Source organism: Paracidovorax sp. MALMAid1276, from assembly GCF_049198005.1.
In the GTDB taxonomy this organism is placed as follows: Bacteria; Pseudomonadota; Gammaproteobacteria; order Burkholderiales; family Burkholderiaceae_C; genus Acidovorax.
Genome location: NZ_JBMIRS010000215.1, coordinates 49,345 through 61,026, shown reverse-complemented (window position 1 = coordinate 61,026; position 11,682 = coordinate 49,345). Strand labels below are relative to the sequence as shown.

General features: G+C 63.9%; 13 protein-coding genes and 1 pseudogene. 8 read left to right on the top strand and 6 right to left on the bottom strand.

Annotated features, from left to right (window positions below):
• Window positions 1–25: 25 nt before the first annotated feature.
• A protein-coding gene (locus ACOQFS_RS17540; RefSeq protein ID WP_421564108.1) for an IS5 family transposase occupies window positions 26–890 on the bottom strand; the annotation gives its coding sequence in 2 pieces (ribosomal slippage) (window positions 26–473 and window positions 472–890; 867 coding nt in all).
• 47 nt (window positions 891–937) lie between these two features.
• Window positions 938–1,438 (bottom strand): annotated as a pseudogene (locus ACOQFS_RS17535) (integrase); the annotation flags it as partial.
• Between the two features lie 90 nt (window positions 1,439–1,528).
• Between ACOQFS_RS17535 and ACOQFS_RS17530 the strand changes: the two are divergent.
• The 4 genes from ACOQFS_RS17530 to ACOQFS_RS17515 all read left to right on the top strand — a co-directional run bounded on the left by ACOQFS_RS17530 (window position 1,529) and on the right by ACOQFS_RS17515 (window position 5,369).
• Window positions 1,529–2,527: a DNA-binding protein gene (locus ACOQFS_RS17530; RefSeq protein WP_421564107.1), complete on the top strand. Its 999-nt coding sequence runs from the start codon at window positions 1,529–1,531 to the stop codon at window positions 2,525–2,527.
• Window positions 2,528–2,785: 258 nt separating this feature from the next.
• The gene (locus ACOQFS_RS17525; RefSeq protein WP_421564106.1) at window positions 2,786–4,147 is read left to right on the top strand and encodes a hypothetical protein; all 1,362 of its coding nucleotides are present in this window, start codon (window positions 2,786–2,788) and stop codon (window positions 4,145–4,147) included.
• A 67-nt stretch (window positions 4,148–4,214) separates the two neighbouring features.
• Window positions 4,215–4,559, top strand: coding sequence for an H-NS family nucleoid-associated regulatory protein (locus ACOQFS_RS17520; RefSeq protein WP_421564105.1), 345 nt, complete (start codon window positions 4,215–4,217; stop codon window positions 4,557–4,559).
• Window positions 4,560–4,763: 204 nt separating this feature from the next.
• Complete coding sequence (locus ACOQFS_RS17515) at window positions 4,764–5,369, top strand: nucleotidyltransferase family protein (protein WP_421564104.1); 606 nt, start codon at window positions 4,764–4,766, stop codon at window positions 5,367–5,369.
• Window positions 5,370–5,388: 19 nt separating this feature from the next.
• On the opposite strand, the gene ACOQFS_RS17510 is transcribed toward ACOQFS_RS17515, so the two are convergent.
• From ACOQFS_RS17510 to ACOQFS_RS17495, 4 genes are all read right to left on the bottom strand, one after another.
• Window positions 5,389–5,943, bottom strand: a complete 555-nt coding sequence (locus ACOQFS_RS17510; protein ID WP_421564103.1) for a superoxide dismutase family protein — start codon at window positions 5,941–5,943, stop codon at window positions 5,389–5,391.
• Window positions 5,944–6,024: 81 nt separating this feature from the next.
• Complete coding sequence (locus tag ACOQFS_RS17505; protein WP_421564102.1) at window positions 6,025–6,618, bottom strand: gamma-glutamylcyclotransferase; 594 nt, start codon at window positions 6,616–6,618, stop codon at window positions 6,025–6,027.
• A gap of 142 nt (window positions 6,619–6,760) precedes the next feature.
• A complete protein-coding gene (gene gloA, locus ACOQFS_RS17500) occupies window positions 6,761–7,174 on the bottom strand; it encodes a lactoylglutathione lyase (RefSeq protein WP_421564101.1) in 414 nt (137 codons plus the stop codon).
• Complete coding sequence (locus ACOQFS_RS17495; protein WP_421564100.1) at window positions 7,171–7,722, bottom strand: PaaI family thioesterase; 552 nt, start codon at window positions 7,720–7,722, stop codon at window positions 7,171–7,173. The genes gloA and ACOQFS_RS17495 overlap by 4 nt, the downstream gene beginning before the upstream one ends.
• A 94-nt stretch (window positions 7,723–7,816) precedes the next feature.
• Here ACOQFS_RS17495 and ACOQFS_RS17490 point away from each other — a divergent pair, with 94 nt between their 5' ends.
• The 4 genes from ACOQFS_RS17490 (at window position 7,817) to ACOQFS_RS17475 (ending at window position 11,630) form a co-directional block, all read left to right on the top strand.
• Window positions 7,817–8,374: a MarR family winged helix-turn-helix transcriptional regulator gene (locus ACOQFS_RS17490; RefSeq protein WP_421564099.1), complete on the top strand. Its 558-nt coding sequence runs from the start codon at window positions 7,817–7,819 to the stop codon at window positions 8,372–8,374.
• Window positions 8,364–9,623: an MFS transporter gene (locus tag ACOQFS_RS17485; RefSeq protein ID WP_421564098.1), complete on the top strand. Its 1,260-nt coding sequence runs from the start codon at window positions 8,364–8,366 to the stop codon at window positions 9,621–9,623. The genes ACOQFS_RS17490 and ACOQFS_RS17485 overlap by 11 nt, the downstream gene beginning before the upstream one ends.
• Window positions 9,624–9,663: 40 nt before the next feature.
• Entirely contained in the window at window positions 9,664–10,158 is a 495-nt protein-coding gene (locus ACOQFS_RS17480) for a MaoC family dehydratase (protein ID WP_421564097.1), read from the top strand.
• A gap of 89 nt (window positions 10,159–10,247) precedes the next feature.
• The gene (locus ACOQFS_RS17475) at window positions 10,248–11,630 is read left to right on the top strand and encodes an MATE family efflux transporter (protein WP_421564111.1); all 1,383 of its coding nucleotides are present in this window, start codon (window positions 10,248–10,250) and stop codon (window positions 11,628–11,630) included.
• Window positions 11,631–11,682: the final 52 nt, after the last annotated feature.

Sequence of the window (11,682 nt, the reverse complement as noted above, 5' to 3'; positions counted from 1 at the left end):
AGTTAGGGCAACGCTGATTAAGGATTTATCCGTAAATAATATTAACGGGCAGACTGATCTTCCGCAAGGCGATGATGGCAGCGGCCAGGTGGTTGAGAGCGAGAAAGGTGTGCTCCAGCTTTTCGTATCGCACGAGCAGCTTGCGGAATCTGTTGAACCATCCATGGCATGCCTCCACCACCCAGCGGCGCGCCTTCTTCTGCGGATCGCGTTTCTTGCGCTCTGCCTCGCTCTTGCGGCCCACCACATGCGGGATATAGCCGTGGGCCAGGATGATCTTCGTGGCGTTCTTTCCCCGGTAGCCGGCATCAGCGCATAGGTGCTTGCTGCGTCGCTGCTTGGGTGTGGGGCGCTTGATCATGCAGGACGCCAGCACGGCCTCAATTTGCGTCACGTCGTGCGCGTTGGCCCCGGTCACGACGAGTGACAACGGGACGCCACGCCCGTCCACCAGCAGGTGACGCTTGCTGCCCTTTTTTCCCCCGATCCGTCGGGTTGCGCCCCACAGCCTCTTGCGCCAGTGGCGCCTTGAACATGGCCCCATCAATGCTTTGCCAGCGCCAGGCGACGCCTTCGAAATCATCGTACTCAGCAAGGCCTGCACGCCACAGGTTCTCAAAGAACCCGGCCTTGGACCACAGCATGAACTTCTGATGGATCGCGCTGGCGCTGCCGAAGCGCTCAGCAGGCAATGCCTTCCATTGGCAGCCGGTGCGCAGCACATACATGATGGCCTCGAACACCAGCCGTGGCGGTTTGGTCGGGCGGCCCGCTCCGGCTGCGCGCTTGTACTGCCTGTCAGGATCGCGCGCAGGCTGCGGCACCAGCGGCTCCACCCGGCTCCAGAACTCGTCCGTCACTTCCCACGAATTGGCATGCGCCTTAGCCATCTACACCTCCTGCGTCGCATCACGGGCGACTCAGGGACATAGTTTAATTTACGGATAAATCCTAAGGGATTGCCCGCCAGATAGCCGGCTTGAACCAGCCAATTGAAGAGGCTGTTGAGGATCGACAGGGCCTGGCGCTGGCTCTGCCGGTCCAGCGGCTTGGCGAACGGACGCCAGTGGGGCGAGGACCTCGCCGCCTTCTGCGCGACCTGCATGACCCATCGATCAACCGGTTGGGGATTTTCCAGAAAGGACTCGTAGGCCAGAAAATCTTCGTGGGTCAGATCGGACAGGGCCTTTCCGTGCTGGTGCACACACCAAAGCAGCAGTCTTTCCGCCTCCTTGCGATAGCTGGCCAGCGTGGCCGGTGAATCCTTGTAGCGCGCCAGCCAAGCCAAAACCGCAGAGCGGTCGTCATTGGCCGCGACCTGGGGCAGGCCCTGGGCACGATTTCGGCCACGCTCTCCGGAAAGATGAACGGGTAGCACCAAGCCGTCCAAGGGCTCAAGATGCGCCAAAACGGCCGGTGCGACGATCAAACTGCTCATGGGCCAAATTCTATGGACATTAGAGTAATTATGTCCAGAGATTAGGAATTGATTCAATGATTCATACGTTATACGTTGTATTATTTGAGAATGAGCGAAGAATCCGAAATCCAAGCCGAAGTTGAAGCCCTGCGGGAGCGTTTCAGCGATACGAAAGCGCTGTACCGCGAGGTGTGCGCGTTGCTGTTTTTCCGGTACGGCATCACGCCCACCGCGAGCAAGTTGTATCAGCACGTGCGAAAAGGCTCCATGAGCGCCCCAGCCGAAGCGCTGACCAAGTTCTGGGAAGATCTGCGCGGCAAGGCTCGGGTAGAGATCGATCACCCCGATCTACCGGAAGCGCTGAAAGAGGCCGCAGGCCAGGCGGTCAGCGTGCTGTGGACCCAGGCAACGGAGTTGGCACGCGAGGAACTGGCTGTTCTACGCGTGGAAGCCCGGACCGAAGCCCAGAGTGCCCAGACAGAGCTGCAGGAGGCTCAGCAGCGAAGCACTGCCCTGGAGGCCCAAATACAGACCGCACAGAGCAAAGCCGCTGAACTGGAGATCCGAGTTCAGGGCCTTGCTGCTGAGCTTGAACAAGAGCGGCGTGCGCACGCCGCATGCACTGCGCGGGGTGAGGCGCTGTCCCGGCAGGTGGATGAACTGAAGCTGGAGCAGTCTAAAAGCCGACAGCATTTCAGCGCTGAACTTGACAAGGGGCGTGCGGCCATCGACGACGCGGCCTCCCGAGCGGCCGAGGCCGAGCGCCGCGCGCTTCGTGAAATTGATCGGGAGCGCACTGCTCGAACGCAGGCAGACAAGCAACTGGAGCAACTGCGGGGCAAGCTCGCAGAAGTGGAGCGCGATCACCATACCAAGGTCCTGGAGGCCAATGCAGTCCAGACACGATTGGCCGCAGACCTAGAGAGCGTACGGGCTTCGCTGGCCGAGAGCGCCCGCGTGAACCAACTGCAAGGCGTTGAGTTACAGCAGGCACTGCAGGCAGTGGCGCAGCACAAAGCGGAGGCTGACACCTTGCGTGCATTGGTGGCGCAGTTTCAACCGCCGCCTAGGTCCGCTCGCAAGAAAAAACCGATGGACGGCCATTGATTTCTTGCACGCCGGCCGGCAGTCGGCGAAAAAGCTCCACACAGTATCTGCATACAACCTAGCGACAATCCAATGGCACGCGACGACTTCACGAAACCGATCAAGAATCAGGCGTACCAGCGAGTGGCTGGCCAGTGCTCCCAACCCGATTGCCGTGCAACCACCTCCGCGCCTGTGGGTGAAGTTGGTTTCTCCAACGTGGGCGTTGGGGCACATATCCATGCAGCATCGCCTGGGGGACCACGATACCTCGCGACCATGACGGCAGAAGAACGGCGCGGCTTCGGCAACATCATCTGGCTATGCCAGACCTGCTCAACAATCATCGACCGTGACCCCGACTCGTACTCTGCAGAAACGCTCAAAGCATGGAAATCACTAGCTGAGGCAAGAGCTCTAATGGAGCAAGGCAAGCGGCTTCCCGATCAAAAGGACATCTATCGGATGGCCGCGATGGCCATGGGCACTCGAACGCCTGGGTTCTATCCAGAAGCCATAGGCAATGTGCACAAAGCCTTGGTCGATCAATTGGAAGCGGTGGATCCGAGGTTCACTGTTTCAACGACGTACTCGGGTGGCAACACAACGATTACCGTGGGCGCGAAAGAGACCGTGTCTTTTTCCATCAAGATTGGACAAGAATCGGCTGATCTCTGGCGCAGGGGCCTTCAGGCGTCCATTGACGAGGGCCGTGAAGCGACGCTGCCACTCGATGGGGTCGTGTTTGAAGGATCAAAACTCTTCGATGTGCTGCACAAAGATGCCGACCTGGCATCGATAACGATCATGCCGATGGCACGCCCAGCCCTGTTGAAGATACTTGCGCCCCAGATCGAACCGGCAATTTTTGAAACCATTAGTGGTCAACTAACAGTTGGGCGCAAGCAAATCCGATTTGCAGGCGTTGGATGTGGCGGTCTTCTGGACGTGGAATTAGCTTTCACCCCAACGAATGGTAATGATGTTCAGTCGGTATCGACTCTGACGACCAACTTAAAAGCGTGGCAAGGAAAAGAGGCTGCCAACCCTCCCTACTTGGACGTCTTTATCAACCTGCTAGAAGCAATTCTTGATCCATTCGCGTCTGTTTCGTTCGTCTTGGAAGTCGATGGAAATCAAGTTGCAGCGGGGAAGTTTCACATACCAAAGCATATAGAGGCGATGAACGAAACCCTCGCATTTGCTCACTACGCAAGACGAGCCAGAAGTGTGCTTAGATTCCTCAGGAAAAGTGCGCCGATCGATATTTTCGAGAGCATCTCCACTGACGATCATCGGGCCCTGGCGCGAGTCAGCGATATCGTTGAGGGCAAGCTCTCCTACCAGCGCTCTCAGATCACCGGTTCACCGACGATGACTGTCGCGTGTGCTGATGGGGGTAAGTCACTGATGGAGGTCGTGCGCAACGGAGAGTTTTCAGTTCTGCAGCAGAAAGAACCCGCATCCATGGTCACCATCTATGGGAAGCAATACGAAGTCCCTCCGAGCACAAGCTATTACTCGCCTGTGAAACTGCATATCCTGAGCAAGAAGAAAAAAAAGGAGAGCATTGACTTTCGTCTGCGAATCGAAATGGCGGACAACTTCACAAGCCAAACTTACTTCGAAGAACAGCAGTGATAGGCGGGCGCTTCGGACGTCCGGAGGCTTCTATCATGCGGCCTAATTGCTCAAAGAGAGGTGTTCGGTGCCAAAGACGCTGAGTCAAATGAAAAAACGCCTAGAAGAGGCAATGAGCCAAGCCAACGGAGCGGAGGAGATCATTCCTCTGTTGAAGAAGGTTATTGCTCAATACGAGCTGATTCCATCCGATCTGTTTGATCAGTCCCATCAAGCACCCAAGTTGGCAACTCCAAAGCACCCAAAGACGCCAATTGCACGGCCACAGGTACAGGCGGGCTACCAAGACGGCAATGGCAACACCTGGGCGGGACGCGGGCGTCGGCCAACATGGCTGAACGAAGCGCTTGAACGAGGGTACACCCTTGAAAACTTCAAGGTTCCGAGCAAGCGTGTGAGCCGAGCTAAGTGATTGATATCACTTGATTTTTTGCGGGTGATTTCAGGTTTTGCTCAAAAACCGAGATTACCCCTGCATGCGCTGGCGGTGGGGCAGGCGGATTTTTCGGTGACCAGCGGGGCGTTTTGAGTTCGTTGCACCTTCCTGACCGGTGCGCAGCGAGGGTGTATTTCGTATTTCTAGAATCGGTGACCGCGCCGCACATTCCCCCAACCCATGCTTGCTTCATCTTCACCCGGCCCCGTTGTTCTGGTCCTGGCCTCGGGCCGGGGCGAGCGGTTTAAAGCCTCGGGGGGCGCAACCCACAAGCTGTGTGCGCCGCTGGGCAGCACCACGGTGCTGGAGCACACGCTGGCCGCCGTGCGCGCCAGTGGCCTGGCCTGGCACGTGGAGGACGCTGGACACCCGGGCATGGGCGATTCGATTGCGGCCGCCGTGCGCGCCACGGCCGGTGCCAACGGTTGGCTGGTGCTACCTGGGGATTTGCCGCTCGTCTTGCCGGGCACCTTGCGCAGCATGGCCTGCGCCCTGCAAGCCGCCGCTGCCGAGGGCGGTGCGGTGGTACAGCCGGTGTACCAGGGCGAACGCGGGCACCCTGTGGGTTTTGCGTCGGCGTGTGGCGCAGAACTGATGACGCTGACGGGAGAACAGGGCGCGGCCCGTATCGTCCGCCAGTACGCCCAGCAGGGCAGGCTGCGGCAGGTGAGTGTGGAAGACGTGGGCACCGTGACCGATGTGGACACCGTGCAGGACCTGGCACGGGCGGAGGAAATTCTGGCGCAACGCCTTGCGGCCTCGGCCGCGCACGGTGGATCAGGCTGAGGCCGGGCTCTGTGTGCAATCAGATGCGCTTGACCGGCTGGCTCTCGATGACGGCGCAGGCCAGGCGCGGACCGGCGTTGCCGGTGGGCTGGGTGGTGTAGTCGTCGGGGTCGCGGTGCACGATGAGGCCTCGGCCGATGATGTCGGTCACCGGGCCTTGAACGCTGATCGTGCTGGTGCGGAAGCTGAACGCCGCCACGCCGTATTTGTCGGCCTTCAGGCTGGGCAGGTCGCCCGCGTGGTGCTCGCCCGCACCGTGGTGCCCATGGGGTTTGGTGGTGGGGTTGAAGTGCCCGCCGGTGCTCATGCCGTCGCCGCTGGAGCAGTCACCCTTTTCGTGGATGTGAAAACCGTGTTCGGCATTGGGCTTGAGGCCGCGGATCTCGCCATGCACGCGCACGCTGTCGCCGCGCTGCACAAAGGTGACGGTGCCGTGCGTGGTGTTGCCGCGCGTGGGCTCCAGCTTGGCCACGGCGCGGTAGCCCTCCAGATGGGTGTGTGCGCAGCCTGCCAGGGTCAGTGCGGCCACCGCACACGAGAGCATCCGCAAGGCGGAAAACGGTTGGTTCGTCATGGCTGGGAACTCCTTGAAAACGGGGGACAAAAGCATGCACCGGGTGCAACGTGCCGCCATCGTAGCCATGCCCGCCGATAACTACACCTCTTTTTTTGCCAATGCAATCAGGCGGCCCAATGCCCGGTCGTGGATGCCGTGGCGGCGCAGCTCGTCAAAGGTGGCCTGGGCGTAGTCCCGCGTGGTGCCATACCGGCCGCAGGCCTGCTCGAAGATGCGGCTGTATTCATGGTCGGGCAGCACGCCCGTGTGGTTGGGGCTCTTGCGCGACAGCGTGAACGCCAGTGCGCTGACCGGGCCCTGCGGGGTGTGGCAGGTCAGCCAGCGTGGGTCGTACACGGCGGTGACCATCTCGCGCTGCCAGAGGTTGATCATCACCTGCTGGGCCTGCGCGCGCGGCACCCGGAACACCATGCCCCTGCAGCTGCCGCCCGACAGCATGCCAAACACCAGGCCGGGGCATTCCGGCGTGCCCCGGTTGATGCGGCTCCACATCTTGAGGGCGCGGTGCCAGCCGTGGACCTTGGCGGGGCGGCGCTCGGCGTAGTCAAAATCCGGCCGCCAGATCAGCGAGCCATAGCCAAACACCCACAGGTCCTGATGGCCGCCCCATTCGGCCAGGGCGCGTTCGAGCATGGGCGCCGGGTCGCGCAGCGGCGCTGGGAGATTCGTCATGGGGCCACTCTACCGTTGAAAGCGGGTAGCGGCGGCGGCACGCCGGGCATGAAAAAACCCGGCCAGGCCGGGTTGTCTGAATAAAAATGCCCCTCAGCGCTTATCCATCAAGCGCTGAGTGCTATCAATATTGAATTGCACTTCAACGCAGGCCCTGACCGCCTGCGCCCTGGGCGCGCTGAATCAGCTCGATCTTGTAACCGTCGGGGTCGGTCACGAAGGCGATCACCGTGGTGCCGCCCTTCACCGGGCCGGCCTCGCGCGTCACGTTGCCGCCGCTGGCCTTGATCTTCTCGCACGCGGCGTACACGTCGGGCACACCCAGGGCGATGTGGCCATAGGCCGTGCCCATCTCGTAGCTTTCCACGCCCCAGTTGTAGGTCAGCTCGATCTCTGCCTGGCCGGGGTTGCCGCCGTCAAAACCTAAAAACGCCAGCGAATACTTGTACTCAGGGTTCTCGGACTGGCGCAGCAGCTGCATGCCCAGCACCTGGGTGTAGAAGTCAATCGAGCGTTGAAGGTTGCCAACGCGCAGCATCGTGTGGAGGAATTTCATCCGCGCGATTGTGCAGGCAAGTCGAAGACCAGGCAGGTGGTGGTGGCGTGGGCATACAGCGTGCCGTCCGGCCCCACCAGGCGCGCTTCGGCGGTGGCCAGCTGGCGGCCGCTGTGGATCACACGGCCCTCGGCCCGCACGCGGGGCACTTTGGGCGTGATGGCCTTGACCAGGTTGATGCCCAGCTCTGCCGTGGTATAGCCGCGCCCCGGCTCCATGCGCGTGTGCACCGCGCAGCCCAGCGCCGAATCCAGCAGCGTGGCAAACCAGCCGCCGTGCACGGTGCCCATGGGGTTGAGGTGCTCGGCCCTTGGCGTGCCCTGGAAGATGGCAGTGCCGTCGCCCACCTCCACGATCAGGAAATCGAGTGTCTTGGCAATGGCGGCATAGGGCAGCTCGCCGCGCAGCATGGCCTGCATCTGCTGCAGGCCGGTGAGGTGCGCAATCTGTTCGCGCCGGGCTACGCCCGGGCCGGGGCCTGCCTCCAGTGTGGCGAGGATGTCGCGCTCCTGCGCGAGCCAGTGTTCAAGGTGGTTGTGTTGGGTCATGGGGTGCGGTGGGGGGTGTTGGAATGTGTTCAGCGTTGCCGGGGTTCGCGATTGATGACTTGCATATGCAATTATTGCAGATACAATCAAATCCATGCAAGCCAGCAAATCCTTCCATGCACCCCCTGAGGCGCCTGCCGACGCACCCGCCGACATAGCGGCTGCAGACGCCGCTCCGGCCGTACCCGCGGCATCCCCCGCAACGCTGTTGCCGCAGGGCTGCACCAATTTCAAGCTGCGCCAGCTGATGCGCCGCGTGGCCAGCCACTACGACACCGAAATGGCGCAGTGCGGGCTCAAGACCACGCAGTATTCGCTGCTGTCGCATGTGCTGCGGTTGGGGCCGATCCGGCCGGGCGATCTGGCCGAGGCGATGAAGATGGATGCGTCCACGCTCACCCGCAACCTGCGCCCGCTGGTGGATGCGGGCTGGGTGACGCTGGAGGCGGGGGCCGACGCGCGCAGCCGGCTGGTGCACATCACCGACGCCGGCCGCAGCAAGCGCGCCGAGGCGCAGCGCCACTGGAAGGCGGCGCAGCTGGCGCTGAACGAAACCCTGGGCGTGGAGCGCGTGGCGGCGCTGCATGCGCTGGTAGACGATTCGCTGGCCCTGCTGGCGGCCTTGCCTGCGGAGGTGGACCATGGCGAATGACGACACCCGCAGCGGCCCGCTGACTGCGCCCGGCGCTCGCATGGCCTTGTGGCTGGTGCTGCTGGCGGCCGCAGGAGCCTTTGCACTGACCATGGGCACACGGCAGACCATGGGGTTGTTCTTGTCGTCGCTCAACACGTCCACGGGCCTGGGGCTGGGCAGCATCAGCCTGGCGTTTGCCTTTGGCCAGCTGTGGTGGGGCCTCACGCAGCCGTTTGCGGGCGCGGTGGCCGACCGCATCGGCACCGGCCGCGTCATTCTGGCGGGCGCGGTGCTGGTGGCGCTGGGCACGTTCATCACGCCTTACATGACGAGCACGGCGGGGCTGATCTTCGCCATCGGCGTGCTGGCCGCAGGCGGCGCGGGCATGGCCGGCCCCTCGGTGCTGATGGCGGCCACGGCGCGGCTGGTGCCGCCGTCGCGGCGCGGGCTGGCCAGCGGCGTGGTCAATGCGGGCGGCTCATTCGGCCAGTTCATCATGGCGCCGATTGCCGTGGCGCTGATTGCCTCCGTGGGCTGGGCCAATGCGATGCAGTGGCTGGGGGTGCTGGTGCTGCTGGCGCTGCCTGCGGCCTGGGTGCTCAAGGGCAATTCCAACGCACTCGCGGCCCAGGCGGCGGCTGCCACAGGCCAGAAGGCGCTGACGGCGCGCGAGGCCATTGCGCAGGCGCTGGCTACGCCGGGCTATCGGTATCTGGCGCTGGGCTTTCTGGTGTGCGGCTTTCACGTGGCCTTCTTGGCCACGCACCTGCCGGGCGTGATCGCGGCCTGTGGGCTGGCGCCGGAAGTGGGTGGCTGGGCGCTGGCGGTGATCGGCCTGTTCAACATCGTGGGCAGCCTGGCCATGGGCTGGGCGGTGGGGCGATGGCGCATGAAGTCGCTGCTGTCGCTGTTGTATGCGACGCGCGGTCTGGCGGTGCTGGTGTTTCTGCTGGCGCCCAAGACGCCGGCCGTGGTGCTGGTGTTTGCCGCCGTGATGGGCATCACGTTCTTGTCCACCGTGCCGCCCACGGCCGGCCTGGTGGCCAAGATGTTCGGCACCGCCAACATGGCCATGCTGTTCGGCATCGTCATGCTGTCGCACCAGGTAGGCGGGTTTTTGGGGGCGTATCTGGGCGGCAGCGTGTTCCAGGCCACGGGCAGCTACGACTGGGTCTGGTACATCGACATCGTGCTGGCGCTGGGCGCCGCGCTGGTGCACCTGCCCATCCGCGAGTCGCCCTTGCCACGGCCTGCGGTTGCCGCCTGACCCCATCGACTCAAACGTTCATTCAAGAAAGATGCACGCCGTGAACTCACCAGCAAGCACTTCCCCGCTGTACCTGGACGACCTGGCCGTGGGCGACCAGTTCCGCAGCGGCGAGCACGCCATGGACGAAGCGCAGATCACCGCCTTCGCGGCCCAGTTCGACCCGCAGCCTTTTCATCTGGACGATGCCGCCGCCCGCGCCACGCTGTTCGGCGGCCTGGCCGCCAGTGGCTGGCACACGGCGGCCGTCACCATGCGGCTGCAGGTGACCAGCGGCCTGCCGGTGGCCGGCGGCATCATCGGCGCGGGGGGCGAGCTGAGCTGGCCCCGTCCCACCCGCGCCACCGACGTGCTGCATGTGGTGAGCGAGGTCGTGCAGGTCCAGCCCTCCCGCTCCAAGCCCGACCGGGGCATGGTCACGGTGCGCAGCGAAACACGCAACCAGCACGGCGATGTGCTGCAGGTGTCCACCGTGCGCATCGTCGTGCCGCGCAGGCCGGGTGCACCGGGGGCCACGCCCCTGGCGGGCGAATGACCACGCAGGCCCTCTCATCTGTGGCCGGCACAGCCGCAGACGGCGCCCCGGCGGCAGCGCCCGCCGAGGCGGTCAACCCGCGCACCCGCATGCTGCTGGAGGCGCCCATTGCACCCACTTTGCTTCGGCTGGCGTGGCCCAACGTGCTCGTCATGCTGGCGCAGGCCGGTGTGGGGCTGATCGAGACCTACTTCGTGGGCAAGCTGGGCACCGACGCGCTGGCGGGCATGGCGCTGGTGTTTCCGGCGGTCATGCTCATGCAGATGACGTCCGCCGGCGCCATGGGCGGCGGCATCGCATCCGCCATCGCCCGGGCCCTGGGCGCGCGCCGGCGCGGCGACGCCGACGCCCTCGTGCTGCACGCGCTGGTGATCTCGGCCGTGTTTTCGCTGGTGTTCACCGTGGCGGCGCTGGGAGGAGGGCGGTGGCTCTACAGCCGCATGGGCGGTACCGGCGGCGCGCTGGAGGCGGCGCTGGTCTATTCCAACTGGGTGTTTGCAGGCGCATGGGTGGTCTGGCTGTTCAACACCCTGTCGGCCGTGATTCGCGGCACTGGCAACATGGCGGTGCCCGCCTGGGTCACGGTGCTGGGCGCCCTGGTGCTGGTGCCCCTGTCGCCGCTCTTGATCTTTGGCTGGGGGCCGGTGCCCGGGCTGGGCATTGCGGGCGGTGCCATCGCGCTGATGGCGTACTACCTGCTCGGCAGCGTGGCGCTGGCCGCCTATCTGTGGTCGCCGCGCAGCCTGCTGCGGCCGTCGCTGGCCCACATCCGGTTTCGCTGGGCCTTGTTCTGGGACATCCTGCGCGTGGGCCTGGTGGGCACGGTGTCCACGCTTGCCACCAACCTGGCCATCGGCGTGACCACCGCGCTGGTGGGCGGCTTTGGCACGGCGGCCATTGCCGGCTACGGCACGGCATCGCGCCTGGAATATCTGCTGGTGCCGCTGGTGTTTGGCCTGGGCGCGCCACTGCTTGCCATGGTGGGCACCTGCATGGGCGCGGGCCAGCACGAGCGCGCCCTGCGCGCCACCTGGGTGGGCGCCGCCATGGCGTTTGCGATGGCCGAAGCCATTGGGCTGTGGGCCGCGCTCTTCCCGCACGCATGGCTGTCGCTGTTCGACACCGATCCGGCCATGTTGGAGGCCGGCGCCACATATCTGCGCACCGTTGGGCCGGTGTACGGCTTCTTCGGCCTGGGGCTGGTGCTGTACTTCGCCTCGCAAGGGGCAGGGCGCCTGGCGTGGCCGGTGGTGGGCAACCTGGCGCGGCTGTGCGTGGCCGTGGCGGGCGGCTGGCTTGCCCTGCGAGCGGGCGGCGGCATCGCGGCCGTGTTTGCCGCGCAGGCGGCGGCGCTGGTGCTCTACGGCTTCGTCAATGCCTGGGCCATCGCAGGGGGGGCTTGGTTCGGGCGGGTAGGGTGGCCGCGCAGCACGGCAAGCCTGCTGTTGCGTCTTTCGGGCCCCAAAGTTTGAATCAAAATGGCCGTCAGCGCTTTATGTATAAGCGCTTACAGCTATTAAATTT